The sequence below is a fragment of the Pseudomonas sp. G34 genome (genome assembly GCF_031119625.1).
Lineage (GTDB): Bacteria > Pseudomonadota > Gammaproteobacteria > Pseudomonadales > Pseudomonadaceae > Aquipseudomonas.
The window spans coordinates 20,699-47,090 of record NZ_JAVHZV010000003.1; the positions used below are offsets into that span (position 1 = coordinate 20,699).

The window sequence follows — 26,392 nt, forward strand, 5'->3', positions numbered from 1 at the left end:
TGCAACCCAGCCGTGAGAATATCCACGCATCAGGTTGCGCAGCCAGGTCAGCCAGCTACTGCCCTGCAAGGCCAACGTAGCCCGGCAAATCATTGCCATACAGGATCGTTTCACGCAGCGCGCATAGCTGCTCGTGGGACAGCACCGACCCGGCGAGCTCGTCATACTTGGCGATTAGTTCCGCATCGGACAACGGGTCTTCCGGGTCACCCTTGCGGGTTTTCTGGAAGTGACTCAATTGCCGCCCATCCCTTAGCCGAACTGCAATCCTGGCCATGCGCTTTTTAGGGTAGGCGGCCGTCAGCGCCTGATCCTCGGCAACCGTAACCTTCGCCAGCAACTGACGAATATCCTCACGACTCAGCACATCCGCTGAGAATGCGGCGAGACGAACGTCACCGACCAGCAACTGCGCAGCGATGCAGTACTGAATGCTGAAGCGTGCCTCCTGGGCCGATAGGGGGTTGGCGCGATTGCACATCTGGTAGGTTGCGTTGTAGCCATCGATGTGGATCGACACGATCTCACCTGGCTGGAACCCCTGCGCTGCCTGCAGCACCCGCAAACCATCCAGCGCCGGGAATATATGCCCACAGCAACCATGGTTTTTCACCGTCATCCGGGTGATGGGCGTCCAGTCGCCGATGCCTTCCAGTGCTGCGCCCCAATCCCCTGCCGATGAACTGGTCGCGGCAGCAAAGCCGTTTTGCGCATGCAGGCTGTCAAGCGAAGCCGTTACGCCATGAGCGGCTGCAATGCCCGCCAGTATTCCTGCATCGGCGGCATGACCTGGGTGCAGCGCCTTGGCCATGCCTTCACCCTGCAGGTTCTGCTGGTGGCCCCCGGCGAAACTGCTCGAGAGCGCGATGGCATGGGCGATTCGCTGCGCATCCGCGCCGAGCAGCATCGCGGTCGCCACGGCGGCGCCGATGGTTCCCACCGTTGAGGTGGTATGCCAGTACCGATAATGGCTGGGTTGAATGGCCAGGGAAACCCGGCAGCCGACCTCGTAGCCGGCGATGATCGCGCGGTGCAGTTGCGCGAGCGAGGCGCCCCGATCCTGGGCCACGGCCAGCGCGGCGGATACCGTCGGGCTGCCCGGGTGGTAGCCGCCATCCTTGAAGATGTCGTCGAATTCCACCGTGTGGCTGGCGCAGGCATTGAGCAGCGCAGCATGCCGCACAGAGGCAGGCTGACCGTCCACGTAGCAGATGGCCTTGCCTGAACCCCGGCAGGCATCCAGGGCACCGGCCAGCAGGCTGGCCGGCGGCAAGGCGCAGCCAGGCAAGGTGGTGGCGAACCAGTCGAGGATGACCCGCCGTGCTGCCCAGCTCAGGCTCTCACCCAGGTCGCGCTGCTGCCAACTGGCCGCGGCATCGGCCAGCGCGTGGATTGGATTGTTCATTGCAAGCTCCCGCCCCTCAATTGATGACACCGGCGGCGCGCAGCGCGTCGATCTCCTGCTGCCCGTAACCCAGCTCGGCGAGGATCTCGGCGCTCTGGGCGCCCATGGCTTGCGGTGCCAGGGTCAGCCTGGCAGGGCTGTCCGACAGGTTGAACGCCGCCACCGGCACCCTCAGCCCATCGACGACGCTGCCCGGCGCCGTGTGCTGCTGCAGCACCTGGCGGCACGCCACCTGCTCATCGGCAATCGCCTCCTCCAGGCGGCGAATGCGTGCGGCGGGAATACGCCGGGTCTGCAGGAACTGCTCCCAGTAATCCGCCGACATGGTGCCGATGATTTTCGTCAACACCTGCGCTTCTTCGGCATGCGCATCGAGACGCTGGTTGTTGTCGGTCTTGATCATGTCCTCACGACCAAGCGCCGTCCACAAGCGGCGTTGTTGCACCAGGTTGGAGGCACCGATCATCAGCGGCACATCGCTGGCCTGGTAGCAGCCGATGGTGGCGAAGGGGAAGACATTGCCCTTCTGCTCCGGGTGCTTGCCGTTCCAGAGCAAGCCGGTGAGGTGCGAGCTGCTCAGGATCAGCGCGACATCGAGCATCGAGACATCGATGAACTGGCCCTTGCCGCCATTGCGTTCGCGCTGGAACAGCGCGGTGGCGATGGCGAAGGCTGCCGACGTGCCGGTGGCGTAATCGACCACCGGCGCGCCGGACTTCAACGGCCGGCCATCGCCATGGCCGGTCATCGCCATCATCCCGGAAAAGGCCTGGATCACGTTGTCATAGGCGGTCTGCTCGCGGCGCGGGCCGTTCGAGCCGAAGGCCGAGATGGAGCAGTAGATCAGCCTGGGGTTGAGTTTCGACATTTCCTCGTAGCCCAGCCCCAGCTCATCGAACGCACCGGGGCGATAGTTCTCCACGAACACGTCGGCGGTGGCGATAAGCCGCTTCATCGCCTCGCGGCCCTCGGCGCTCTTGAGGTCCAGTGCCAGGGCCTTCTTGTTCGAGGCCTGGGCCATGAACGCAGTGCCCATGCCCATATCGTTCAAGGCACGATCGGAGCCCTGCATGCGTGCCTGGTCGGGATCATCAGGCGACTCGACCTTGATCACCTCGGCGCCCAGCACCGCCATCTGGTAGCTGGCGAAGGGGCCAGCCAGTACGTGCGTCGTGTCGACGACGCGAATTCCCTCGAATGCTCTAGACATAGATCCTTACCTGTTGCGACGGAAATCCCGCGCCGAAGATGACCACAGCCCGCGCCCCAACAGCGGTCACTCGCAGGGGGAGTCATCTTCGGGGATAGGCTGTTCCGGGAAAGGCCAGCCGAGCCTTGCGCTCGCCAGAGCCGCTTCGGCGGCCAGCCGCCTTATTGAATGTAGCCGGCTGCCTTGAGCTGGGTTTGCGCCACGTCCGTCACCCGCTTGACGAAGCTGGTGTACTCCTCGGGGCCCATCCAGGAATCCACCACGCCTGCGTTGCGCGCGTAGTTCTGGTATTCCTCCGAGCGCATCGCCTTGTGGATGGCATCGGCGATCTGCTGCTGCAGTTCCTTGGGCATGTTCGCCGGCCCGAATACCCCGCGAACCTGCAGCCAGCTGGTGTCCACCTCATAACCCTGTTCGGCGAAGGTCGGCACATCGGGCAGACCGGTGAGCCGATCCTTGCCCAGCACACCCAGGCCCTCGATACGTTCGGCGTCGAAGAAGGAGCTGACGGCGCCGAGGTTGGAGACCCCGACATCGACATGCCCGCCGAGCAGGGCCGCGGTGATATCCGGGGTGGAGTTGAAGGCGACCCAGTTGAACTTGACCCCGGCGGCCTTCTCCAGCATCGAGATGCCGAGGCTTTGCATGGAGCCCGCCGGGCCGAAGCCGCCGACATTGACCTGGCCATCGTTGGCTTTGGCCTTGGCGATCAGGTCGTCCAGATTGTTGATCTCGGAATCGGATTTGACGAACAGCAAAATGGCATCCTCCTGGGTCGAGGCGATCCAGGAGAAATCATCGATGGCGTAGGTGCCCTTGAGATTGGTCAGCATGCTGGTGAAGTGCGACAGGGTATTGACCCCCAGCGTCAGGCCATCCGGGCGGGCGGCGCGAACCCGCGTCATCTGTGCGGCGCCGCCGCCACCCGGTGCGTTGATGACGATCACCTTCTGGCCGATCTCCGGCTCCAGGTTCTTGGCCAGGGTTCGGATGAACACGTCCGCGGTGCCGCCCGCTGCCGTGTGCATGACCATGTTGACGGGACCGGTGGGGCGCCACTCGCCTTCGGCCAACGCGGCATCGACCGCAGCGAGCATTGTCATGGCAGCCAGTACGCTTGCACCCAGGCAGTGACGGGCCTTGTTTCCAGCTTTGCTTAGCATTTTCTGACGATCTCCGACGGATGTTATTTTTTTAATTCGCTATGGGGTCAGCCCCTGAATCAAGGCTCGCAAATATCCAGCGGAGGCGGTACTGACGATTTGTCAGCCAAAGCGGGCCTTTATATTGGGCAGCGCGCCAGGCACTCGAGCGCAGGCGGCAGGCGCTCGGGCACGACGGGTCACAACCGTTATAAGTACCTGCCAAGCGCAATGCCGGATCACCGGCGGGAGGCCGTAACGGCAACGACGCTCAATCGGTCTGCGCCAGCAGCTCGCGCATCCAGGAGAGGAATTTCAGCAGCGGTTCCGAAGGCTTCATGTTGCGCGGCCAGGTCAGGTAATAGCCTTCGCCGGTCTTGCAGGTGTGCTCGAAAGGCGCGATGAAACTGCCGTTCTTCAACTGGCGTTCGACGAACGCCTTGACCGCCACGGCCACGCCGATGTTCATCGAGGCGGCCTCGTAAGCCAGTGCCGAGTTATCGAAGCGGATACCGCTGTCGGCATCGACCCGGCTGACGATGGACGACAGCCAGCTTGCCCAGTCGTTGGGCCGCGCCATGGAATGCAGCAAACGCACCCGGGCAAGATCCTGCGGGGTCTCGAGCTTGGCGGACGCCATCAGGGTTGGCGAGCAGATGGGGATGAGTTCGATATCGACGAGTTTTTCCGCGTGCAGATCGGGCCAGTCGCCGTGCCCCGAACGAATCGAGGCATCGATGTTCTGGGTGTCGAAATCCACCGGCGCCAGCGACGACGACAGCCTGATCTCGGTCGACTCGTGGGCCTCGTGAAAATTGGCCAGCCGGGGAATCAGCCAGCGCTGCGAAAAGGTCGTGTAGGACTGGATCGAGAGGATATCGCGCCGCCCTCGGCGCGACACCTTGCGCGCCGCACTGCTGATGTCCTGGAACGCCCGGGTGATGCCCTCGTAGAGCTCCTTGCCCTCGCGCGTCAGCTCGATGCCCCGGTGCAGGCGCCGGAACAGCGCCACCCCGAAATACTCCTCGAGCACCCGCACCTGGCGGCTGACGGCCACCTGCGAGACGTTCAGTTCCTCGGCCGCGCTGGTCAGGCTGCACAACCGCGCCGCGGCCTCGAAGGCTCGCAGGGGGTTCAAGGGTGGAAGGGGGAATTTCATTGGATCACCATGATGACGCGAAAGGCACCAGCCGCTGCCAGGCAATGGCCTGTCGGCTGGTGCACGGGGTCAGAGAAGGCTGAGCGGGTAGCTGATGATCACCCGGGCGTCGTTGGCGCCACGCGCGAAGTCGGCGCGAACGAGGGGCACGCCCAGGGGGCGGCAGGCGAGGAGCTGTTCATGAAGACCTACTTGTTGTTATGGGAATTGCCCCTCGATTATGCAATCGCGCCGCGGATGTTCAACCGAACCATTCCACTCTATGGAATGGCTTCGCATGCACGGGGTATCCTCCCGGCGGCATGCACACATGCGCCCAGGCGGGCAGGCTCGGCCGGGTGCGCGCAGACAATCGGCCAGCACTCAACTGCGGCGCAACCGCCCGCAGCGTCCACGAACATTCGAGAGAAGCGATGAAGAGTCCCCAAGCCAGGCGCAGCGAAGCGACGCCATCGGCCCTCCCCGGCCAGGGCAAATCGACGCCCAATCGTTCGCTGGAGCGAGGCCTGGATCTGTTGCGGGCCTTTCGCCCGGGCAGTGAATACCTGACCAACGGGGAGCTGAGCGAGAGGACGGGCCTTTCCAGGTCGACCGTCAGCCGCCTCACGCAGACGCTGGTACGGGCCGGCTTTCTGGACTACCACCCGCCCAGCGGCGCCTACCGGCTGGCCTGCTCGCTGCTCAGCCTGGCCCATAGCCTGTATCACGGCAGTTCGCTGGTACGGGTAGCGGCCCCGCTGATGCGCCAGGTCGCCCGGCAACTGCAGGTGAACGTCGGCCTGGCCGCCGCGGATGGCGATGAAATGGTCTATCTGGAGTCGATCCGCCTGGGCACGCGCAAGTCTCCGCGCACCATCGCCAGCGGGCAGCGCCTGCCCATGGAGCTGACCGCACTCGGGCGTGCCTCCTTGGCGACCCAGGACGAGGCGCAGCGGCGTTCGCTGCTGGCGCATTTCCAGGCACGCCGCTGCGCCGCGCGCTGGGCAACGCTGAGCGAGGAAATCGAGGCGGCCATGCGCAGCGTCGAAAGCCTGGGCTACTGCGCAGCGTCCTGGCAACCCCAGGTGGTCTCGATAGCCATGCCCCTCGACCTGCCCGGCTACCGCGGCCACGCCCTCAATATCAGCCTGTCGACCCGCGAAGGCATCGACCGGGTGAGCGCGCGCTACGGCCAACCGCTACTGCAATTGGCGCAGGCCATCAGCAGCGAGTTGAGTGCGCGATGACCACTACGCCACTCGCCCATTGAACCTCGCCGGCACGGCCAATCCCCCTTCACCCGCCTCTTGCCTCGAAGCGCCGGGCCAGGGCGATGAACCCGTGCACCCCCGGCATGAAGATGCAGATACGCACGATCTGGAAGGACACGATGATGGCCACGCTGTAGCCGAGAAACTGCGCGGTCAAGGCCATTTCCGTGACCCCGCCGGGCGCGGCGCTGAGCACCATGACCTCCCAGGGCAACCCGGTCAGCCCGGCGAACGCCACCGCCATCAGGCTGGTCAGGAACAGGAACAAGAGCATGGACAGGATGATCGAGAGCGTCAGCTTCATCTCCACGAACAGCTCGCGGGTGAACACCGAGCCCAGCCAGGTGCCCAGCACCACCTGGGCCATGGCCAGCACCAGCGATGGGTACGGCGCGACCGGCAAACCGCTGCTGGACACCGCCGCACTGACCAGCAAGGCGCCGAAGAAATACGGGTTCGGCAGCCTCAGCCATTTGAACAGCACGGCCCCCGCCAGCGCGGCGACGGCCAACAGCGCCATGCCGCCGACATCCAGGGCCCCGGCCGCCCCCAGGGTGCGCCCCGCATTGCCCGGCCAACCGTCGGCCACATACAGGGCAATGGGGATGATCACCACGACGCTGGCGATGCGGATGGTCTGCGACAGCACCACCACGCCCTTGTCCAGGCCGAATCGCTCGGCGATCACCGCGGCCTCCACCGGGCTGGTGGGCAGGGTGCAGAGCAAGGCAGTGGAATAATCGAGGCGGCTAAAGCGCTTGAGCAGCAAAGACACGAACAGCGCACAGAGCCCGGTCAGAACAGCCAGGCCAACGATCTCAGGGCCCATTTCGAGGATCACCAGCAAGGCCTCCGGGGTAAATGCCAGGCCTACCGTGGAGGCGATGATCATTTGCCCGTAGGGCCGGGTTCTGGCCGAGATGGGCGTTTTCATCACCCCCGTGATGTACAGGGCGGCCGTCAGCAGCAACGGCCCGATCATGTACGGCAAGGGCATGCCGATGGCCACGAACAGCCGCCCCATGGCGCAGCACAGCCCATACAGCGCAAGCAACCGAACCAGGCCGGAAAGATTCATAACCATCACGCTCCCCTTTCAGGGCCCCTCTGAGCATCGGCGAACGCCCATGGCGCATACGAAACGGCCCGCAACGGCGCGCCATGCCGGCTCTGTCGTTGCGGGCCCCGAGTTTCCACATCCACCCTGGCCGAGCGAACACCCAGCGCCAGGGTGGCCGCCTTCAGGCGAGGCGCTGACGGGTGAACCTGCCGCACAGGAACTTCAGCGCAGGCAATGCGAAGGACAACACCGCAACCGCCAGCAGAACCAGCGTCAGCGGGCTGCTGTAGAACACCGAATAATCACCATTGGAGATGACCAGCGCCCGGCGGAAATTGGTCTCGAGCATTTGCCCCAGTACCAGGGCCAGGATGATGGGAGCGAGCGGGATATCCAGCTTGCGCAGCACATAACCGAGCACGCCGAAGGCCAGGGTGAGATAGACCGGGAACATCGAGTTCTCGGAGGCGTAAGCGCCCATCAGGCAGATGGCGGTTACCGTCGCCGCGACCGCCGGGCGCGGGATGTCCGCCACCTTCGCCCAGTACTTCGCCCCGGCCAGGCCAATGAAGATCATCACCGGCACGCTGACCCACAACGCCGCGATGACGGTGTAGGGGATCTCCGGGTTGGTGGTGAACAGCAACGGCCCCGGCTGGATGCCATGGATCATCAGGGCACCGATCATGATGGCGGTTGTCGGCGAGCCCGGGATGCCCAGCGCGAACAGCGGTGCCAGTGCGCCGGATACCGCGGCGTTGTTGGCCGACTCCGAGGCGGCGATGCCCTCGATGCTGCCCTTGCCGAATTGCTCGGGCGTTTTCGAGGCCTTCTTCGAAACGGCGTACGCCACGAAGGAAGCAATGGAAGCACCAGCACCCGGGATCACGCCGATGACGTAGCCAAGCACGGAGCTTCTCAACAGGTTGTATTTCAATTGCCCGAAGGTTTTCAGGGGAACCGCAAGTATCCCTGTCATCGGGTGGCTTTTGGTCTTGCCACTAGCCCCTGCTTCGACCATGAACAGCACTTCGGAAAGCGCAAACAACCCCAACAGCACGGGCACCAGGTGGAAGCCTTCGAAGAACTCGGGATTGGGGCTGAAGCGCGGGATACCCGTCTGCGTGTCCAGGCCAACGGTTGCCAGCGCCAGGCCAATGCCCATGGCGATAGCGCCCTTGGCTGCAGAGCCATTGGAGAGCGTGGAGACCAGGCTCAACCCCAGCACCGCCAGTGCGAAATAGGCGGTAGGGCCGAAACTCAACGCGAACTCGGAAAGCGGAACGGCGGTTACCAGCAACAGGAAGGCGCTGATAAAGATACCCAGGCCCGACGAGATGATGGATATGTTCAGCGCTACCCCCGCCTTGCCTTGCTGGGTCAGCGGAAAACCATCCCAGGAAGTGGCCACTGCAGCCGCGGTTCCCGGCGAGTTGATGAGAATCGCGGAAATCGCCCCGCCATATTCGGCCGCGGCATACAGCGAGATCAGCGTGACGATCGAGACCAGCGGATCGAGGCTGTAGGTGAAGGGAATCAGCAAGGCAACGCCGAGGCTCGGGCCCAGGCCGGGTAACGCACCGATCATGTAGCCCAGCAGCGCACCGACGATCAGGCCGACCAGCACCAAGGGGTCGGCAAAGGCCGAGAACCCGATCAGGATATTTTCGAACATGGGGGTTACCTCAAGAAAAGCTGACGCCGAGAGCCAGGACGAACACCGCATACAACCCCAGGCTCAAGCCCAGAGAAACGGCAATGATCTGCATGGGCCGACGCTCACCCGCGGCGAGCATGGTCAGCGCAGAGATGACCGCGACGCCGATCAGGGGCCCCAGCCTGTCCAGGTAGGCGCCGATAGCCAGCAGTACCAGAGCGGCCAGCACCACCGACAGGGGGCGACAGGTGGTGACCACCGGATGGGCCGAGCGCCGCACGCACTTGACCACCCCGACAGCGAGCATCAGCGCCACGGCGACGAGGCTGGTCACGGCGATGATCAGCGGGAACTCACCGACGCCTATGCCATTGGGATTCATCGGCCCGGGCAGTTGCCAGGCATACCAGCCATACAGGCCGAACGCGGCAAACAGGACAACGCCGGCAACAACATCCAACACCCCCGCCGGGGCTTTGAGCGCAGGCTCCGCGTTGCGCGAACCCGGCGTGGACGCCTGCGTTGTTTGCGAGGTTGGCGACGCACTTGATGTGTTCATTTGCACTTCCTCTCTCCGCGACCCAGGCCACGGATTTTCACGCCTGCCAGTGGCGTGCTTGTTTTTATTTTATTGGGTTGTCCACGTACTGAATGCCACTGGATATAACTCGATCCTTTGCCAGCAATCAGCCGTGGATTCGCTAACCGGCAGTCTCAACCCGTCGTTCTTACTGCGCACTCACTATGACTGAACGCCCAACCGCCCTGAACTGAGAATTTATTTGGCCTAGAGCAGCAAGTTGTTTGTCAGGCCCGGCCAATGCTCAGGAAAAACCGCCTGCAGACGCCGCAATACGGGAGCTGGCGAGCACTCTCCTGCCCCCGTTAGTGCGCGTGACTGAACAAGTCGATTGTCACTGCCGCGACATCCCAACGTTTTGTTAGAGCAATCGACATCTTTAGTCATTTGAACAGCAGGCGTGCTGACTCAAGAATGTTCGGCAGGATGACTGAAGAACCCAAGGTTCAAAGCGCCAGTTAGTTTCATGACCTGCCCTTGCGCCAGGCACACCTCGAATCGGTTTATTTAAATACAAGAGAGCCAATAATGAGCCAGAACACTCTCATCAACTTCAATCAGGAAAACGGCATTGCCGTCCTGACCCTGAACCGGCCAGAAAAACGCAATGCGATGAGCGACGCCATGCGCGCCGAACTGGTCCAGTTGCTGGAGAAGGTGCGTAGCGATCGCAGCGTTCGTGCGCTCATCATCACCGGCACGGGCAAGGGCTTCTGCGCGGGCGGCGATATCGCCGGCATGCAGGCCCGTATGGAGGCCGATCCGGCCGAGGTCGGCTTCAATGGCTGGGAGCGCCAGCAAGGCGTGCACTATGCCGCCAGCCTGCTGCTCAACCTGCCGATTCCCACCATCGCCGCGGTCAATGGCGCCGCTGCCGGCCTGGGCGCCGACCTGGCGCTGTCCTGCGACTTCGTGGTCGCCGCGCGCCCGGCCACCTTCACCTGGGCCTACATCGCCCGTGGCCTGATCCCCGATGGTGGCGGCCTGTACTTCCTGCCACGCCGCGTCGGCCTGGCCCGGGCCAAGGCGCTGATCTTCAGTGGCCGCCGCGTGGCCGCCGAAGAGGCGCTGGCGCTGGGTATCGCCGACCGCCTCTGCGAGGCCGACGATCTGCTGAGCAGCGCCATGGCCATGGCCGACGAGATGAGCCGCGGCTCGCGCACCGCCACCGCCCTGACCAAATCCATCATCAACCGCAGCTACGAGATGGCCGAACAGCAGGTGTTCGCCGAGGGCAGCAAGGCCCAGGGCATCTGCTACACCTCGCGGGAACACCGCGCCTCGGTGCAGGCCTTCCTCGACAGCGCCAAGGAGGCCGGCAAATGAACCCGCTCGACGCATTGCTCAACCCGAAAAGCGTCGCGGTCATCGGCGCCTCGGCAGATGCCAGCAAGACCTCGGGGCGCCCGGTTTCCTACCTGCTCAAGCATGGCTTCACGGGCGCCATCTACCCGGTCAACCCGAAAGCCAGTGAGATCCAGGGGCTGCCCTGCTACGCCAGCATCGAAGAGCTGCCCCAGGCCCCGGATGTCGGCCTGGTGCTGCTCAGCGCCAAGCGCAGCATCGAGGCCGTGCGCTCGCTGGCCAGGATCGGCTGCAAGGCGGCGGTGGTGCTGGCCAGCGGCTTCGCCGAAGCCGGTGAAGGCGGCCTGGACCTGCAGGAGGAGCTGAAAGCCGCCGCCGGTTCGATGCGCATTCTCGGCCCCAATACCATCGGCCTGGTCAACCTGTCGGCACGCATCCCGCTGTCCGCCAGCGGCGCCCTGGAGGTCAGCAACCTGCCCGCCGGCCATGTTGCGGTGGTCTCGCAGAGCGGCGGCATTCTCGGCGCCCTGCTCTCCCGTGCCGCCGGCCGTGGCATCGGTCTCTCCTCGCTGATCTCCACCAGCAACGAAGTGGATCTGGAAGTCAGCGACTTCATCGACTACCTGGTGGACGACCACAACACCAAGGTCATCGCCCTGTACCTGGAAAGCGTGCGCAACCCGCAACGCTTCCGCGAAGTGGCGCTGCGCGCCCGTGCGGCCGGCAAACCCCTGGTGGTGTTCAAGATCGGCCGTTCCGAAGCCGGCGCCAGCGCCGCCAGCTCCCACACTGGCGCACTGGCCGGCGAAGACCGCGTCTACGATGCCTTCTTCCGCGAACTGGGAGTGATCCGCGCCAACACCTTCGACGAATTTCTCGACATCCCCGCCGTACTGGTCGCCGGGCGCCGCCTGGCTGGCCGCCGTGTGGCCATCCTGACCTCCACCGGCGGCGCTGGCACACTGATCGCCGACAGCCTGGGCATGAACCATTTCGACACCCCGGCCCCGGATGCCGCCACCGCCGAGAAGCTGCGCGCCCTGCAGGGCGACACCCCCACCGCCCTCGACCGCAACCCGATCGATGTGACCCTGGCCGGCCTGCAACCCGACCTGCTGCGCCAGGCGATCCGCACCCTGCTGGCCAGCGACAGCTACGACGCGCTGGTGGTGATCATCGGCTCCTCGGGCCTGGCCATGCCGGACCTGGTGGTCTGCGCCATCCAGGACTGCCTGAATACCAACGACAAACCGGTGCTGGCCTACGTCAGCCCTCATGCACCCGATACCCTCAAGCGCCTGAACAGCGCCGGCATTCCGGGCTTCAGCTCGCCGGAAAGCTGCAGCGCCGTGCTCGCCGCACTGGATCTCATCGCGCAGCCGCTGCCCAACCTGGCAGCCGCGCCGCGCATCCCGTTGCCCGCGATGGTCGAGCAGGCCGCAGGCTCGCTCGATGAGGCCGCCGCCAAGGCGCTGTTCAGCCAGGTAGGGCTGCGCGTGCCGCAGAGCCGCGTGGTCGCCAGCCGCGAGGAGGCCGTGCAGGCCGCTCGTGAACTGGAACATCCAGTGGTGCTCAAGGTGCTGGACGCCAAGCTGCTGCACAAGAGCGATATCGGCGGCGTGGCCCTGCAGCAGACGGCCGACAGCATCGGTGCGCGCTTCGACAAGATGGTCACGGAAGTGGCCGGCCATGTCGGCTATCGCCCGGATCGCTTCCTCGTCGAAGCCATGGTCGCCGGCGGTCACGAGCTGATTCTCGGCGCCAACCGCGACGCCCTGGGCACCACCATTCTGCTGGGTGCCGGCGGCGTCACCGCCGAGCTGTACAAGGACACCGCGCTGCGCATGCTGCCCGAGCAGGGCGGCCTGACCCTGGAGCAGGCCCACTCGATGATGCGGCAGCTGATCACCTGGCCATTGCTCGACGGCTATCGCGGTTCCAAGCGTCGCGATACCGAAGCACTGGCCCAGGCCATCGTCAATTTCTCCGCGCTGGTCGCCGCCTTTGGCGAGCGCCTGGTAACGGCCGAAATCAACCCGCTGTTCGTCCTGCCCGAAGGCCAGGGCGTGGTGGCGGCCGACGCCGTACTGGTGCTGGAGCACGTCAGCGGAGAACGCCGTCATGGCTGAAGCCCCGAGCAACGGCCAGGTTCACCTGGCCTACGAGGGTGAGATCGCCGTGATCACCCTCGACAACCCGCCGGTCAACAGCAGCACCGATGCCGTCCGAAGAGGCATCCTCAACGCCCTGGCGAGCCTGGATAGGGCGCGGGCCCGTGCGGTGCTGCTGACCGGCGCCGGGCGCAACCTGATGGCCGGCGCCGATCTGCGCGAGCTGGACAACGAGCCGAGCGAGCCCACCCTGCCCCAGGTCACTGCGGCCCTGGAAGCCTGCCCCCTTCCGGTGATCGCGCTGATCAAGGGGCACACCCTGGGTGGCGGCCTGGAGCTGGCCCTGGCCTGCGATGTTCGCCTGGCCACGGTCACTGCCAACCTGGGCCTGCCGGAAGTCACGCTGGGCATCATCCCCGGGGCCGGCGGCACCCAGCGTCTGCCTCGCGCGGTCGGTCTGGGCACGGCGCTGGAGATGATCCTCAGCGGCAAACCGATCAAGGCCACCAAGGCCCTGGAACTGGGCCTGGTGGATCATCTGCTGAGCGCCAGCGAGGAAGCCGAGCAACAGGCCGAAGCGCTGGCCTTTGCCCGCCAATACCAGGGCGGCAAGCGGCCGCTGAGCGCGCGCCCCGTGGCCGCCGAGGACAAGACCGCCCTGCATGCGCGGGCCCAGAAGCTGGTGGCCGCCGCGCGCGGCCTGCCGGCGGCGGCGGTTGCCGCCGAGGTGCTGCTGGCCGCCGATGAGATGAGCTTCGCCCAGGCCATCGGCAAAGAGCGCGCGGCCTTTCTCGCCCTGCGCGGCAGCCAGCCGGCCCAGGCCCTGCGCTACCTGTTCTTCGCCGAGCGCGCCGAGCCCTATGTCCCGGCGCAACCGACAGAAGCACGGGTGCTGGAACGGGTCGCGGTCATCGGTGCCGGCACCATGGGTAGCGGTATCGCCCTGTGCGCACTGCAGGCCGGCTGCACGGTGGACTTACTCGAACTCAATGCGCAAGCGCTCGCCGCAGGCGTCAAGCGCATCGAAGACGAGCTGGCGCGCGATGTGGAGCGCCAGCGTCTGAGCGCCGACAAGCGCGATGCCATCCTCGCTCGCCTCACGGCCAGTCAGGACGTCCAGACCGTCGCCAAGGCCGACCTGGTGATCGAAGCGATCATCGAAGACCTGGCTGCCAAGCAGGCGCTGTTCGGGCAACTCGCCGCACAGGCGAGCCGCGACACCCTGCTGGCGACCAACACCTCCTATCTGGATATCGACGCGATCGCCAAAGGCATCCCCCACCCCGAGCGCGTGCTCGGCCTGCATTTCTTCAGCCCGGCGCAGCGCATGGCCCTGCTGGAAGTGGTGCGCGGCCGTTCGACCGGCGAGCAAGCACTGTGCACGGCGCTGAAATTCGCCGAGCGCCTGAAGAAGAAAGCCATCGTCGTCGGCAACGCCTGGGGCTTCGTCGGCAACCGCCTGTACGCGGCCTATCGCCGCCAGTGCGAGTTCATGCTCGAAGAAGGCGCCAGCCCCGAACAGATCGACGCGGCCCTGGAGCAATACGGTTTCGCCATGGGCCCGTTCAAGGTAGCCGACATGTCGGGCCTGGATATCGCCTGGCGGATGCGCCAGCAGACCGCCGCCACACGCCACCTGCGCCGCTACGTCGGTATCCCCGATCTGCTCTGCGAAGCCGGTCGCCTCGGCCGCAAGACGGCCAGGGGCTACTACCGCTACGGCGAGGACAACAAGCCACAGAGCGACAGCACCGTCGCCGAGATCATCGCCGGCTATCGCCGTGAACAAGGCATCGAAGCCAAAGCCTTCAGTGATCAGGAAATCCAGCAGCGCGCCGTGCTGGCACTGATCAACGAAGCCCTGCTGCTGCTCGCGCAGGGCGTCTGCCAGCGCCCGGAGGATATCGATATCGCCCTCGTCCATGGCTACGGTTTCCCGCGCTGGCGCGGCGGCCCGATCTTCATCGCCCGCAGCATGGGTTCGAGTGAGTTGAATGCCGCCCTGGATGGCTTCGTCGAAGCCTCCGGCAAAGGCCAGGAGCGTGGCGATGCCACCCTGCTGAAACCTGGCGCCAAGCCAGAGAAGGAGTGAGGAAAATGTCAGAAGCCTATATCTGCGATGCGATCCGCACGCCGTTCGGCCGTTTCAACGGTGCGCTGTCCGCGGTTCGCACCGATGACCTGGCCGCCCTGCCCATCGCCGAGCTGATGGCGCGCAACCCCGGCCTGGACTGGGGCCTGCTCGACGAGGTGATCTACGGCTGCGCCAACCAGGCCGGCGAAGACAACCGCAACGTCGCGCGCATGGCCGCGCTGCTGGCGGGCCTGCCGATCTCGGTACCCGGCGCGACCCTCAACCGCCTGTGCGGCTCCGGCCTCGATGCGGTGGGCAGCGCCGCCCGCGCCCTGCGCTGCGGCGAGGCGCAGCTGATGATCGCCGGCGGCGTCGAAAGCATGAGCCGCTCCCCTTATGTACTGGCCAAGGCGGAACAGGCCTTTGCCCGCGGCCAGCAACTGGAAGACACCACCATCGGCTGGCGCCTGGTCAACCCGAAGATGAAGGCGCTGTACGGCGTCGACGCGCTGACCCTGACCGCCGAGAACGTGGCCGAGGAAGAAGGCGTGTCGCGTGCCGACCAGGATGCCTTTGCCCTGCGCAGCCAACAGCGCTGGCAACAGGCCCAGGAGGCGGGCTTTTTCGCCAAGGAAATCATGCCGGTGACCATCACCCAGCCGCGCAAGCCCGAGCGCATCGTCAGCCAGGACGAGCACCCACGCCCGGACAGCACGCTCGACGCGCTCGGCGGCCTGAAGGGCGTGGTCAAGGCCGACGGCACGGTGACCGCCGGCAACTCCTCGGGCATCAACGATGGCGCCTGCGCGCTGCTGATGGCCAGTGGCGCAGCCGTCGACCGTCACGGCCTCAAGCCACGCGCCCGGGTGGTGGCCATGGCCACTGCCGGCGTCGCCCCGCGCCTGATGGGCATGGGCCCGGTACCGGCGGTGGAAAAGGTCATGGGCCTGAGCGGCCTGAACATCGAGCAGATGGACGTGATCGAGTTCAACGAGGCCTTCGCCGCGCAGGCCATCGCCGTGTGCCGGCGCCTGGGGCTGCGGGACGACGACCCACGGGTCAACCCCAACGGCGGTGCCATCGCCATCGGCCATCCGCTGGGCGCCTCCGGGGCGCGGCTGGTCACCACCGCGCTGAACCAGCTGGAGCGCCAGCAGGGCCGCTATGCGCTGTGCAGCATGTGCGTCGGGGTCGGCCAGGGTGTGGCGCTGATCATCGAGCGGCTCTGAAAAACGCTGACTACGCCCGCCTCCGTCCGGCTGACAGCCTGCCTGCAGCCGGACGAAGGCGGCCAACCCAGGAGAGGATCATGAGCCCTTTCTTCGAAGCCTCGATCAAGCCGCGCTTCAGCGAGACCGACATGCGCGGGCATATCAACAACACCGTGATTCCCGTCTGGCTGGCCGACGGCCGCGCGGCGCTGTTTCGCGAAGAACTGGGCTCCCGGGTGCCGACCATGGTGGTCAACCTGAACGTCGATTTCAGCCGGGAGCTGCACTGGGGCACGCCCGTTACGGTTCGCACGGCCGTCGAACGCATCGGCAACAGCTCCATCTGCTTCGTTCAGGAACTGTGGCAGAACGACCAGCCATGCGTGCAGGCGCGTACCACGGTGATAACCATGGACGCCGAGACGCGAAAACCGATACGCGTACCTGACGCGGAAAGGACCTTGCTGCGCCCCCATCTGCTGGCGTAACCAGGGCGGGTTGCCGAGGACGGCCGCGAGCGGCTTGCGTTTCTCGGCGACCAAGGTCTGCTCGTCGCCCGCGTTGGCGGCACCGCGCCCAGTGTTTCAGGCCAGGCCTCGCGCCCTCTCCAGCCCCTTTTCCAGCCGCCCCGCCTGATCAGCGCAGGACATGCTGCCGCCTGCCTGCTTTTCGCAATAAAGCACTCCACGGCTGCCCATTTGTATCCATTTCGACCAGTTGCTTGCCAGTACATTAAAGGTTGCATGCTCCCGCAGAGCGACCCGAATAAAACCTCTAATTCGCCTTTTGAATCTGCCACCCCTTCGGAGCCCACGATGAAAAAATTCCCCGGTAACGCAATCAGCGGTATCACCCTGGCGATGCTGAGCACTATCGCCAGCCACGCCTCTGCAGAAGACATTACATTCGTCTCCCAAGGCGGCGCCTATCAGGAGGCGCAGACCAAGGCGATTCTCGAGCCGGCCGCCAAGAAGCTTGGCCTGACGCTCAAGCAGGACAGCTCGCCCAAGGCCTATCCGATCATCAAGACCCAGGTGGAAAGTGGCAAGGTCACCTGGGATGTGGTCGACCTGCCCACCGGCGACTGCATTCGCGGCGTACAGGAAGGCTTGTTCGAGAAGCTCGATATGGCGCTGATTCCCAATGCCGCACAACTTCCCGCCGAGTTGAAAGACGATTACAGCGTCGGCTATATCAGCTACTCCACGGTGCTGGCCTACCGCACCGACGCCTTCGATGAAGACTCCGCGCCGAAAACCTGGGCGGATTTCTGGGATACCAAGAAATACCCAGGGCAACGCTCGCTGCGCAATCTGCCGCGCCCGACCCTGGAAATTGCCCTGCTCGCCGATGGCGTTGCGGCTGACAAGCTATACCCCATGGACGTCGAACGGGCCTTCAGGAAGCTCGAAGAAATCAAGCCGAATATCGCCACCTGGTGGACTTCCGGCGGCCAGTCGGCGCAGCTGATCAGCGACGGTGAAGTCGATATGATCCAGGCCTGGAACGGCCGTATCAGCGCGGTCCAGCAGGCCGGCGCACCCGTCGCGTTCGACTACAACCAGGGCATTCTGGAAACCAACTCGCTGTGCGTGCTCAAGGGCACGCCCCACAAGGAAGCGGCGATGAAGTTCGTCAACGAGGCCATCGACGCCAAGCTGCAGGCAGCCCTGCCGATGATCATCGATTACGGCCCGCTCAACCCCGAAGCCTTCAAGACTGGCGTGATCCCTGACGAGCGTGCCGCCAAACTGCCCTCCTCGCCGCAAAACCTGGCTCGCCAGGCCCTGCTGTCTGCCAAATGGTGGGCCTCCGAGGAAGGCGTCAAAGCCGAAGAGCGCTGGCTGTCGTTCGTTCAGAAGAAGTGATCGGAGGCCCCATGACTAACGCGTATCTCGCCAAGCCCCTGGCCGAAGCCAGTGGCCGCAGCGGCCCGCCCTCGCCCGATCAAGCAGCACTGGCCCGAGAGGAGCGCAAGGAGCACGCCTCGATGCTGTTGCTGCTGGCCCCCGCGCTGGTCATGGTGGCGGTGCTGCTGATCCTGCCGCTGTGCTGGCTGACCTTCCAGTCGGTGCAGAGCGAAGAGGGTTTCACCCTCGCCAACTACCTGCGCATTTTCAACGAGCCGATCTACTGGGATACCTTCGCGCTGACCTTCAAGATCAGCTTTCTGGTCACCATCCTGTCGATCATCATGGGTTTCCCGATCGCCTATGCGGCATCGCGCCTGCAAGGTTTCTGGGCCAACCTGGTGCTGATCTGCGTCATCCTGCCGTTCTGGACCAGCGTCCTGGTGCGCTCCTATGCCTGGCTGGTACTGCTGCAACGCCGCGGCCTGGTAAACCAGACGCTGATCGACATGGGCATCATCGACCAGCCGCTGAACCTGATGCACAACACCACCGGCACGGTGATCGGTACCCTGCACGTGATGCTGCCGTTCATGGTGCTGCCGCTGTACGCGGTGATGAAGAAGATCCCCCAGGATCTGCTGCAGGCTTCGGAAAGCCTGGGGGCCAAGCCCTTCTACACCTTCCGCCGGGTGTTCCTGCCCATGGCCGCGCCGGGAATCATGGCCGGCTCGATTCTGGTCTTCGTGATCTGCCTGGGCTTCTTCATTACCCCGGAACTGCTCGGCGGTGGCCGCACCATCCTGGTGTCGATGCTGGTGCAGCGCAACGTCGAGCTCTACCACGCCTGGGGCGCCGCCAGCGCGGTGGGCCTGGTACTGCTGCTGGTGGTATTCCTGATCTTCTGGGGGGTCAATCGCTTCATTCCCATCGAACGTATTCTGGGGGCACGCTCATGAACCTGTTCGCCAGACTGCGCTACCTGCGCCTGTCGCAAGTCCTGTTCGTTGTGCTGGTCACGGTGATCCTGCTGTACCTGATCATCCCGGTGCTGATCGTGGTGCCGATGTCGTTCTCCGAAGCACGCTTCTTGCAGTTTCCGCCCAAACAGTGGTCGACGACCTGGTACGAGGCGTTCTTCAACAGCCGCGAGTGGATGTCGGCGGCCAGGGTCAGCCTGATCACGGCGTTCTTCACCATGCTGATCAGCCTGCCAATCGGCATGGCGGCGGCTTACGCGATCAACAGCTCGAGCCTCAAGGTGGTGCGTACCCTGCAGATCATTCTGCTGCTGCCGATGATGGTGCCGATCATCCTGATCGCTGCCGGGGTGTTCTTCGTCTACGCACGGGTCGGCCTGATCAGCACGCTGACCGGCCTGGTGCTGGCGCATATCATGCTGGCGTTGCCCTACGTGATCATCGCCCTGCTCGCTGGCCTGCGCAATTTCGACATGTCCCAGGAAATGGTCGCCCGCAGCCTCGGCATGAATCGCTTTCGCGCCTTCATGGCGGTGACCCTGCCGCAGATCAAACCCAGCGTGGTGTCGGCGACGCTGTTCGCCTTCATTACCTCGCTGGACGAGACGGTGGTGGCGCTGTTCGTCTCCGGTGGCGACAACCAGACGCTGACCAAGCGCATGTTCACGGCCCTGCGCGACGAAATCGACCCGACCATCGCCGCGATCAGCTCGATCCTGATTCTCGCCTCGTTGATTCTGGTGGTGATCGCCGGGCGCAACAAACAGGCCTGAGCCCCTCACGGCCCCCAGGGCAGGCTGCCAGTTTCTCCGGCAGTTCTGTCCCTGGGGCAACCAGCCGGCGGCCAGCATAGCCTGCTGCCAATCCTGGCAATTCAGCATCTATCACCCGCCCGGCGCCCCATCTCGGCATCGGCCGCTGGGCGGGATTTTTACAATGAAACCATCCCACCTAGCCTCAAGGTCCTGAACATGTTGAAGAACCAATTGCGCGACCCTTCCCTGCTGGTCGAACGCGCCTATGCCAACGGCGCCTGGATCGAAGCCGATGACGGCAGCACCATCGACGTGATCAACCCGGCCAACGGCGAGCTGATCGCCCGTGTGCCGGCCCTGCAGGCAGCCGAAACCCGCCGCGCCATCCAGGCCGCCGAAGCCTGCTTCGCGACCTGGCGTGAAGTGCCTGCCGCCGAGCGCGCGAGCTATCTGGAGAAATGGTTCAGGCTGATCATCGACAACCAGGAAGACCTGGCACTGATCATGACCACCGAGCAAGGCAAGCCGCTGGCCGAGGCGCGTGGCGAGATCGCCTATGGCGCCAGCTTCGTCAAATGGTTCGCCGAGGAAGCGCGACGCATCTATGGCGACACCATCCCCTCGCCCGCCGCCGACCGGCGCATTCTGGTACTCAAGCAACCCATCGGCGTGGTCGCGGCGATCACCCCGTGGAACTTCCCCAACGCGATGATCACCCGCAAGTGCGCGCCGGCCCTGGCCGCCGGCTGCCCGGTATTGGTCAAACCGTCGGAAATGACCCCGCTGTCAGCGCTGGCCCTGGCGGTACTCGCCGAGCGTGCCGGCATACCGGCTGGCGTGTTCAACGTGCTGACCGGCCTGCCGGCCGGCGTGGGCGGCGAAATGACCGCCAACCCGGCAGTCCGCAAACTGTCGTTCACCGGCTCCACCCGCGTCGGCCAGTTGCTGATGAGCCAGTGCGCGGCCACCATCAAGCGCCTGAGCCTCGAGCTGGGCGGCAACGCACCCTTCATCGTGTTCGACGATGCCGACCTCGACCTGGCCATTGCCGGCGTCATGCAAAGCAAATTCCGCAACGCCGGGCAAACCTGCGTATGCGCCAACCGCATCCTGGTGCAGGACGGCATCTACGAGCGCTTCGTCGAGCGCCTGAGTGCCGCGGTCAGCCAACTCAAGGTCGGCGACGGCCTGCAGGAGGGCGTCACCATCGGCCCGCTGATCAATGCCGCGGCGGTGGACAAGGTCGCCCGGCATATCGCTGACGCGCTGCACAAAGGCGCCAGCCTGGTTACCGGTGGCGCCCCCCAGGGCGACGGCCTCTATGTACAACCCAGCGTATTGCGCGATGCCAGCGCCGACATGCTGCTGGCCAACGAAGAAACCTTTGGCCCGGTTGCGCCGCTGTTCCGCTTCCAGGATGAAGCCGAAGCGCTCGCCCTGGCCAATGCCACGCCATACGGCCTGGGCGCCTATTACTTCACCCAGGACATGCGCCGCGCCTGGCGCGTGGGCGAGCGCCTGGAGTTCGGCATGGTCGGCCTCAATACCGGGGTGATCTCCATGGAAGTCGCGCCCTTTGGCGGCATGAAGCAATCCGGCACGGGCCGCGAAGGCTCCAAATACGGCCTCGATGAATTCCTCGAAGTGAAGGCCTGGCACATCGGCGGGCTGAACTAGCCGGGCAGCAGATCGTGTTTTTCCGGCCGCCCAAAACGGCACGAACCCCGCCCATGGCTGTGTTCAGATGACAGGCAGCCCATTTTCGTCCACTCCCTTGTGCATAGAGGACACGCCATGCAGTTCACTGAAGGTTTCGAATCGGTCAGCGTCAACCGGGTATGCAAGCAGTACGGCAGTCTCAAGGCGCTGCACAATGTCGACTTGAAGGTTGAAGCGGGTGAATTCATGTCGTTGCTGGGGCCATCCGGCTCCGGCAAGACCACCTTGCTGAGCATCCTCGGCGGCTTTATCCGGGTCAGTTCGGGGAGCATCTTCTTCGGTGAGCGCGACGTCACTCTGATGCCCCCGCACAAGCGCGAAATCGGCGTGGTGTTCCAGAACTACGCCCTGTTCCCGCACATGACCGTGGGCGAGAACGTCGCCTTCCCGCTGCGCGCCCGCGGCGAAAGCGCCAGCAACAGCCGTGAGCGGGTCAAGACCGCCCTGGCCACCGTCGAGCTGAGCGGCTACGAAGACCGCAACATCGCGGCGCTGTCGGGTGGCCAGCGCCAGCGCGTTGCCCTGGCGCGTGCCATCGTCTTCGAGCCCAAGCTGATTCTCATGGACGAACCGCTGTCAGCGCTCGACAAGCAATTGCGCGAGATCATGCAGATCGAACTGCGCACGCTGCACAAGCGCCTTGGCGCGACGATGATCTACGTGACGCACGACCAGCGCGAGGCACTGACCATGAGCGACCGCATTGCCATCATGCGCGGCGGCGAGCTGGTGCAAGTCGATACGCCACGGCGCCTGCACGACCATCCAGCCAACGATTTCGTCGCCAGTTTCATCGGCGAAAGCACCCTGGTGCCCCTGCAGCGCACGGCAGACAATGGCCTGAGCCTGGGCAGCACGGCGCTGCGTACCAGCCGCCCGATCCCCCCTTCCGGTGACGTCTTTCTGGCCCTGCAGTCGGAAAAACTGCTGCTCGACAACCCAAGTGCCGGCCCGGAATGGAATCGCCTGCGCGGGCGGGTTGCCGACATCGTGTTCCAAGGCGAAAGCCTCAAGGTATTCGTTGACCTGGAAGCAGGCCCCACCGTCAGCCTGCGCCAAGCCAGCCACCACGAAGGCAATCTCAGCCTGCCGCCCATCGGTTCGCCCATGCTGATGCGCCTGCATCCGGAAGACACCATCGTGGTGCCCCGCGCCGGCGCCTGACCCGCAACGCCGGCGGTGGCCCGCTGCTTGCTGCCACCGTCGGCCTCGGCTTTACACAGTAGCCGAGCCACCCACAGCGAAATATTTCGCAGCCCTGCTGCAAAACAGTCGATCCGCCCGCGGCCTGCACGAACTTCAGCGCTTGTGGTTCCGGGCAATCCTTATCCTGATCACATACCCGCCACCCCGGCGCTCATGGAGATCGAGATGAATTCTGCACTGACCGAAACTCAACGCCTGCTGACCCTGCGTGAGCAACACGTTCCCCGTGGCATCGCCACCGCTCATCCGGTGGTCGCGGCTCGGGCCGCAGGCGCCGAGCTTTGGGATGTCGACGGCAAGCGCTATCTGGACTTCGTCGGCGGCATCGGCGTGTTGAACACCGGCCACAGTCACCCGCGCATCGTCGAGGCGGTACGTCGCCAGGCCGGTGAAATCTCCCACGCCAGCTTTCAGGTGGTGGCGTACGAAACCTATATCCAGCTGGCGGCGCGCCTGAACAAACTGGTGGGCGGTGACGAGCACTACAAGAGCGTGCTGTTCACCTCTGGCGCCGAGGCCGTGGAAAATGCCGTCAAGATTGCCCGCGGCTACACCAACCGCACGGCGGTGATTTCCTTTCGCGGCGGCTTCCATGGCCGCACGCTGCTGGGCGTGACGCTGACCGGCATGAGCCAGCCCTACAAGCAGAATTTCGGCCCTTTCCCTGCCGAGATCTACCATGCGACCTACCCAAACGCCTACCGCGGCATCAGCAGCGAGCGTGCGCTGGCCGAGCTTGACGAATTGTTCGCCACCGATGTGGCGCCTGATCGGGTGGCGGCCATCATCATCGAACCGGTACAGGGCGACGGTGGTTTTCTGGCCGCGCCAAAGGAGTTCCTGCAGGCCCTGCGCGCACGCTGCACCGAGCATGGCATCGTGCTGATCCTCGATGAAATCCAGGCCGGCTTCGGTCGCACCGGCAGCATGTTCGGGTTCCAGCATGCCGGTATCCAGCCGGATCTGGTCACCGTGGCCAAAAGCCTGGCCGGCGGCATGCCGCTGTCGGGCGTGGTAGGCCGCGCGGCGATCATGGACGCGCCGACACCCGGCGGCCTGGGCGGCACCTACGGTGGCAACCCGGTGGCCTGTGCTGCCGCCCTGGCGGTACTGGATCTGTTCGAAGAGCAGAATCTGCTGGAGCAGAGCGAGATGCTTGCGGCGCAACTCAACGAGGGCTTGCAGGCCCTGCAGCGTCGCTACCCGCGGATCGGCGAGGTGCGCGGTCTGGGCTTCATGCAGGCCATCGAGATGGTCGCCGACGATGACCGCCAGAGCCCGGATGCGGCCCTGGCGCAAAAGGTCATCGACGAGGCGCGCAACGCCGGGCTGCTGGTGATCAAGTGCGGCATACACCGCAACGTGGTGCGCTTCCTCGCCCCCCTGGTGACCACACCCGAGCAACTGGCCGAAGCCTTGCAAATGCTCGACAAGGCGCTGGCGGCGGCCTGCTGAGCAGAATGGGAGGGGGCGGCGTCGCGGCAGTGGGCGCTGGCCTGAATGATCAGGGATGTAGCACGGCCATATTCTGGAGCGAGCAATGAAGGTTACCCAATACAAGGCACTGGGCCTGTCGTTCGGCACCCTGGTTGATCGTGAACGGGGCATTATCGAAGGGCTGCGTCCACTGGCAGTGCAGGTGCAGGGGCTGGCGGGCGACGCCCAATTGCTCGATGCCTACCGGCACGTCGCTGGCGAGCTGGCCAACAGCAACGGACACAGCAGCGCCACGGCATTTCACGGGCAGCTCTACCAGCGTCTGGCGCAACAATTGCAGATCGTTCCCGACTGGGATGAAAGTGTGGCGTTCAGTAGCTCTTCTGCCCAGTGGCCCATGTTCGAAGATGCGCCGGGCGCTCTGCAGTACTTGAGCAAGTTCTACCGCCTGATACTGATCGCCCCGCCTTACGGCATCGATGTACAGGCCCTTGCCGAGCGTCTGCCGATCGCCTTCGATGCGGTCATCGAGCCGGCCAGTGACGACTGGCACGCGGGCCTTGAAAGCGCGCTGCAGCGTCTAGGACTGGAGCGCGCTGAGCTGCTACCGGTGCGCAGCACCGAGAGTGATGATCCGTGGGTCGACCGGGTGGACTTTCCAATCTGCACGTTGCGCCGCGATCACCATTCACCATGGAACAACTCGCCTCAGGCAATGGACGGCAAGCGCTGCGAATATGCCAGCCTCGCCGACCTGGCATATGCCCATCAGCGTGCGCTGTTGGCTTGATCGAGGCTCCGATTCGACATTGCGAGGACTGAACGATGGATGCAGCAACCAAGCTCGACCGTATCGATATCAATATCCTGGTTCAATTGCAGAAAGACGGCCGCATGACCAACGTCAGCCTTGCCGACGCGGTAGGTCTCTCGCCGAGCCCCTGCCTGCAACGGGTCAAGCGCCTGGAGGCGGCCGGCTACATCAGCGGCTATGAAGCGCACGTCAACCTGGCCAAGTTCGCCAACTCGGTCACCGTGTTCACCGAGATGACCCTCTCCGATCACAAGCGCGCCGATTTCGTGAAGTTCGAGTCGAGCATTCGCAACATCGACGAAGTGCTCGAATGCCACCTGATCAGCGGTGGCTACGATTATCTGGTGCGCTTCCTGTGCAGCAGCATCCAGCATTACCAGGAACTGATGGAGTCGATCCTGGACAGGAACATCGGCATCGACAAGTACTTCAGCTACATCGTCATCAAGTCGCCGGTGGTGAAAAGTACCGTACCGCTACGCAGCCTGGTTCACGCCGTTTGAGGCCGTGCGCGCCCATCCACCGGGCGCTCTGCTGCACGCAATAGAAGCACCCGACAAGCAACCACGCACGGATCGCCCAGAGCAGAAACGCCAGCTCCGGTAACGCCATTCGCTCCCGAAATACCCAGATAATCGCCCCATATCGAACAGGCACGCTCCAGCATCGTGCACGGCTTTACGCTGCCACGCGGCCTCCCCCCTCTATACCGACCCTCTCATGCACTTTCCACTACTATGGCGCGGGACTTGCTTTGTAAAAATTACACAGTATTAAAAATTACACAGAGCAGCCATGGCCCGCAAAAGCACGCAAGACGGCATCGAAAACCCGCCACCAAGCCCGCCGGCGCAGCGTATCAATACCTTTATCGATATCTGGCTCGGCGAGCAGCTTCGCCATCGTCGCAAGCAATCGGGCAAGTCGCTGAAAGCGGTCGCCAATGCGGCCGGCATCTCCGTCAGCCTGCTCAGCCAGGCGGAGCGTGGCTTGCGTTCGCTGTCGCTGCGCACCCTCAGCGCCCTGGCACTGGAGCTGGAGTTGCCCATGGAGCAGCTCATCCGCAATACCCAACTGCATGACAGTGAAGCCGGCAGCACGGTCGTGCGCGCCGGCCAGCACCCGCTGATCGATGTGCAGAAAAGGCGCATTCACAAGGAAAACCTGACCCCTCCCGCAGCCCCCGGTGGCGTGGAGATGTACCGGGTGGTCATCGAGCCCGAAGGCTCCACCGGCGATGGCCTGTTCACCACTCAGCAGAGCGAGCAGGTCGGCTACATCGTCGAAGGCCAGCTCGAACTGGTGATCGAGGACCGCCTGCTGCTTCTGCAGACCGGCGACAGTTTCTGCTACGACGGCGCCACCCCGCGCCGCTGGCGCAACCCTGGCAAGAGTTTCACAACGGTTATCTGGGCTATTGCCCGCAAGACTTCCTGACCGCTACCGTCCTTCACATGAGGTAAAGCT

22 protein-coding genes are annotated in these 26,392 nt (G+C 64.5%); 15 read left to right on the forward strand and 7 right to left on the reverse strand.

Annotation, left to right across the window (positions count from 1 at the left end):
* Positions 1-55: 55 nt before the first annotated feature.
* The 4 genes from QYS36_RS01925 to QYS36_RS01940 all read right to left on the reverse strand — a co-directional run bounded on the left by QYS36_RS01925 (position 56) and on the right by QYS36_RS01940 (position 4,916).
* Positions 56-1,435 carry an MmgE/PrpD family protein gene (locus QYS36_RS01925; RefSeq protein ID WP_308837893.1) on the reverse strand — a complete coding sequence of 460 codons (1,380 nt, stop codon included), beginning with the start codon at positions 1,433-1,435 and terminating at the stop codon, positions 56-58.
* On the reverse strand, positions 1,422-2,615 hold the full coding sequence (locus QYS36_RS01930) for a CaiB/BaiF CoA-transferase family protein (protein ID WP_308837894.1): 1,194 nt from the start codon (positions 2,613-2,615) through the stop codon (positions 1,422-1,424). The genes QYS36_RS01925 and QYS36_RS01930 overlap by 14 nt, the downstream gene beginning before the upstream one ends.
* Before the next feature lie 161 nt (positions 2,616-2,776).
* A complete protein-coding gene (locus tag QYS36_RS01935) occupies positions 2,777-3,718 on the reverse strand; it encodes a tripartite tricarboxylate transporter substrate binding protein (RefSeq protein WP_308837895.1) in 942 nt (313 codons plus the stop codon).
* A gap of 310 nt (positions 3,719-4,028) precedes the next feature.
* Positions 4,029-4,916, reverse strand: a complete 888-nt coding sequence (locus QYS36_RS01940) for a LysR substrate-binding domain-containing protein (RefSeq protein ID WP_308837896.1) — start codon at positions 4,914-4,916, stop codon at positions 4,029-4,031.
* A gap of 413 nt (positions 4,917-5,329) precedes the next feature.
* Between QYS36_RS01940 and QYS36_RS01945 the strand changes: the two genes are divergently transcribed.
* Entirely contained in the window at positions 5,330-6,142 is an 813-nt protein-coding gene (locus QYS36_RS01945) for an IclR family transcriptional regulator (RefSeq protein WP_308837897.1), read from the forward strand.
* 49 nt (positions 6,143-6,191) lie between these two features.
* Here QYS36_RS01945 and QYS36_RS01950 read toward each other — a convergent pair whose 3' ends face one another.
* From QYS36_RS01950 to QYS36_RS01960, 3 genes are all read right to left on the reverse strand, one after another.
* Positions 6,192-7,250, reverse strand: a complete 1,059-nt coding sequence (locus QYS36_RS01950; protein WP_308837898.1) for an AbrB family transcriptional regulator — start codon at positions 7,248-7,250, stop codon at positions 6,192-6,194.
* A 157-nt stretch (positions 7,251-7,407) separates the two neighbouring features.
* A complete protein-coding gene (locus QYS36_RS01955; protein ID WP_308837899.1) occupies positions 7,408-8,901 on the reverse strand; it encodes a tripartite tricarboxylate transporter permease in 1,494 nt (497 codons plus the stop codon).
* A gap of 10 nt (positions 8,902-8,911) precedes the next feature.
* Entirely contained in the window at positions 8,912-9,442 is a 531-nt protein-coding gene (locus tag QYS36_RS01960; RefSeq protein WP_308837900.1) for a tripartite tricarboxylate transporter TctB family protein, read from the reverse strand.
* Between the two features lie 549 nt (positions 9,443-9,991).
* On the opposite strand from QYS36_RS01960, the gene QYS36_RS01965 reads away from it, so the two are divergent.
* From QYS36_RS01965 to QYS36_RS02030, 14 genes are all read left to right on the forward strand, one after another.
* Positions 9,992-10,789, forward strand: a complete 798-nt coding sequence (locus QYS36_RS01965; RefSeq protein WP_308837901.1) for an enoyl-CoA hydratase/isomerase family protein — start codon at positions 9,992-9,994, stop codon at positions 10,787-10,789.
* Positions 10,786-12,897 carry an acetate--CoA ligase family protein gene (locus QYS36_RS01970; RefSeq protein ID WP_308837902.1) on the forward strand — a complete coding sequence of 704 codons (2,112 nt, stop codon included), beginning with the start codon at positions 10,786-10,788 and terminating at the stop codon, positions 12,895-12,897. The genes QYS36_RS01965 and QYS36_RS01970 overlap by 4 nt, the downstream gene beginning before the upstream one ends.
* Positions 12,890-14,971, forward strand: coding sequence for a 3-hydroxyacyl-CoA dehydrogenase NAD-binding domain-containing protein (locus QYS36_RS01975; protein ID WP_308837903.1), 2,082 nt, complete (start codon positions 12,890-12,892; stop codon positions 14,969-14,971). Before QYS36_RS01970 ends, QYS36_RS01975 begins: the two co-directional genes overlap by 8 nt.
* 5 nt (positions 14,972-14,976) lie before the next feature.
* On the forward strand, positions 14,977-16,182 hold the full coding sequence (pcaF, locus tag QYS36_RS01980; RefSeq protein ID WP_308837904.1) for a 3-oxoadipyl-CoA thiolase: 1,206 nt from the start codon (positions 14,977-14,979) through the stop codon (positions 16,180-16,182).
* An 80-nt stretch (positions 16,183-16,262) separates the two neighbouring features.
* Complete coding sequence (locus tag QYS36_RS01985) at positions 16,263-16,652, forward strand: thioesterase family protein (protein ID WP_308837905.1); 390 nt, start codon at positions 16,263-16,265, stop codon at positions 16,650-16,652.
* A gap of 327 nt (positions 16,653-16,979) precedes the next feature.
* Positions 16,980-18,032 (forward strand): ABC transporter substrate-binding protein, encoded by a 1,053-nt coding sequence (locus QYS36_RS01990; RefSeq protein WP_308837906.1) that lies wholly within the window; start codon positions 16,980-16,982, stop codon positions 18,030-18,032.
* Positions 18,033-18,043: 11 nt separating this feature from the next.
* The gene (locus QYS36_RS01995) at positions 18,044-18,973 is read left to right on the forward strand and encodes an ABC transporter permease (protein ID WP_308837907.1); all 930 of its coding nucleotides are present in this window, start codon (positions 18,044-18,046) and stop codon (positions 18,971-18,973) included.
* The gene (locus QYS36_RS02000; protein ID WP_308837908.1) at positions 18,970-19,767 is read left to right on the forward strand and encodes an ABC transporter permease; all 798 of its coding nucleotides are present in this window, start codon (positions 18,970-18,972) and stop codon (positions 19,765-19,767) included. Before QYS36_RS01995 ends, QYS36_RS02000 begins: the two co-directional genes overlap by 4 nt.
* A 198-nt stretch (positions 19,768-19,965) precedes the next feature.
* Positions 19,966-21,426 (forward strand): NAD-dependent succinate-semialdehyde dehydrogenase, encoded by a 1,461-nt coding sequence (locus QYS36_RS02005; RefSeq protein ID WP_308837909.1) that lies wholly within the window; start codon positions 19,966-19,968, stop codon positions 21,424-21,426.
* Positions 21,427-21,543: 117 nt separating this feature from the next.
* On the forward strand, positions 21,544-22,632 hold the full coding sequence (locus tag QYS36_RS02010; RefSeq protein ID WP_308837910.1) for an ABC transporter ATP-binding protein: 1,089 nt from the start codon (positions 21,544-21,546) through the stop codon (positions 22,630-22,632).
* A gap of 207 nt (positions 22,633-22,839) precedes the next feature.
* Positions 22,840-24,129, forward strand: a complete 1,290-nt coding sequence (gabT, locus tag QYS36_RS02015) for a 4-aminobutyrate--2-oxoglutarate transaminase (protein ID WP_308837911.1) — start codon at positions 22,840-22,842, stop codon at positions 24,127-24,129.
* A gap of 85 nt (positions 24,130-24,214) precedes the next feature.
* Positions 24,215-24,901, forward strand: coding sequence for a hypothetical protein (locus tag QYS36_RS02020; RefSeq protein ID WP_192424750.1), 687 nt, complete (start codon positions 24,215-24,217; stop codon positions 24,899-24,901).
* Positions 24,902-24,936: 35 nt separating this feature from the next.
* Positions 24,937-25,428: an Lrp/AsnC family transcriptional regulator gene (locus tag QYS36_RS02025; protein WP_192424748.1), complete on the forward strand. Its 492-nt coding sequence runs from the start codon at positions 24,937-24,939 to the stop codon at positions 25,426-25,428.
* Between the two features lie 292 nt (positions 25,429-25,720).
* Positions 25,721-26,362, forward strand: coding sequence for a helix-turn-helix domain-containing protein (locus QYS36_RS02030; protein ID WP_192424746.1), 642 nt, complete (start codon positions 25,721-25,723; stop codon positions 26,360-26,362).
* Positions 26,363-26,392 lie beyond the last annotated feature (30 nt).

Coding starts and splice junctions, on each gene's coding strand:
- QYS36_RS01930 (WP_308837894.1), bottom strand. CDS start 2,615: ATGTCTAGAGCATTCGAGGGAATTCGCGTCGTCGACACGACGCACGTA.
- QYS36_RS01935 (WP_308837895.1), bottom strand. CDS start 3,718: ATGACAATGCTCGCTGCGGTCGATGCCGCGTTGGCCGAAGGCGAGTGG.
- QYS36_RS01940 (WP_308837896.1), bottom strand. CDS start 4,916: ATGAAATTCCCCCTTCCACCCTTGAACCCCCTGCGAGCCTTCGAGGCC.
- QYS36_RS01945 (WP_308837897.1), top strand. CDS start 5,330: ATGAAGAGTCCCCAAGCCAGGCGCAGCGAAGCGACGCCATCGGCCCTC.
- QYS36_RS01950 (WP_308837898.1), bottom strand. CDS start 7,250: ATGGTTATGAATCTTTCCGGCCTGGTTCGGTTGCTTGCGCTGTATGGG.
- QYS36_RS01955 (WP_308837899.1), bottom strand. CDS start 8,901: ATGTTCGAAAATATCCTGATCGGGTTCTCGGCCTTTGCCGACCCCTTG.
- QYS36_RS01960 (WP_308837900.1), bottom strand. CDS start 9,442: ATGAACACATCAAGTGCGTCGCCAACCTCGCAAACAACGCAGGCGTCC.
- QYS36_RS01965 (WP_308837901.1), top strand. CDS start 9,992: ATGAGCCAGAACACTCTCATCAACTTCAATCAGGAAAACGGCATTGCC.
- QYS36_RS01970 (WP_308837902.1), top strand. CDS start 10,786: ATGAACCCGCTCGACGCATTGCTCAACCCGAAAAGCGTCGCGGTCATC.
- QYS36_RS01975 (WP_308837903.1), top strand. CDS start 12,890: ATGGCTGAAGCCCCGAGCAACGGCCAGGTTCACCTGGCCTACGAGGGT.
- pcaF (WP_308837904.1), top strand. CDS start 14,977: ATGTCAGAAGCCTATATCTGCGATGCGATCCGCACGCCGTTCGGCCGT.
- QYS36_RS01985 (WP_308837905.1), top strand. CDS start 16,263: ATGAGCCCTTTCTTCGAAGCCTCGATCAAGCCGCGCTTCAGCGAGACC.
- QYS36_RS01990 (WP_308837906.1), top strand. CDS start 16,980: ATGAAAAAATTCCCCGGTAACGCAATCAGCGGTATCACCCTGGCGATG.
- QYS36_RS01995 (WP_308837907.1), top strand. CDS start 18,044: ATGACTAACGCGTATCTCGCCAAGCCCCTGGCCGAAGCCAGTGGCCGC.
- QYS36_RS02000 (WP_308837908.1), top strand. CDS start 18,970: ATGAACCTGTTCGCCAGACTGCGCTACCTGCGCCTGTCGCAAGTCCTG.
- QYS36_RS02005 (WP_308837909.1), top strand. CDS start 19,966: ATGTTGAAGAACCAATTGCGCGACCCTTCCCTGCTGGTCGAACGCGCC.
- QYS36_RS02010 (WP_308837910.1), top strand. CDS start 21,544: ATGCAGTTCACTGAAGGTTTCGAATCGGTCAGCGTCAACCGGGTATGC.
- gabT (WP_308837911.1), top strand. CDS start 22,840: ATGAATTCTGCACTGACCGAAACTCAACGCCTGCTGACCCTGCGTGAG.
- QYS36_RS02020 (WP_192424750.1), top strand. CDS start 24,215: ATGAAGGTTACCCAATACAAGGCACTGGGCCTGTCGTTCGGCACCCTG.
- QYS36_RS02025 (WP_192424748.1), top strand. CDS start 24,937: ATGGATGCAGCAACCAAGCTCGACCGTATCGATATCAATATCCTGGTT.
- QYS36_RS02030 (WP_192424746.1), top strand. CDS start 25,721: ATGGCCCGCAAAAGCACGCAAGACGGCATCGAAAACCCGCCACCAAGC.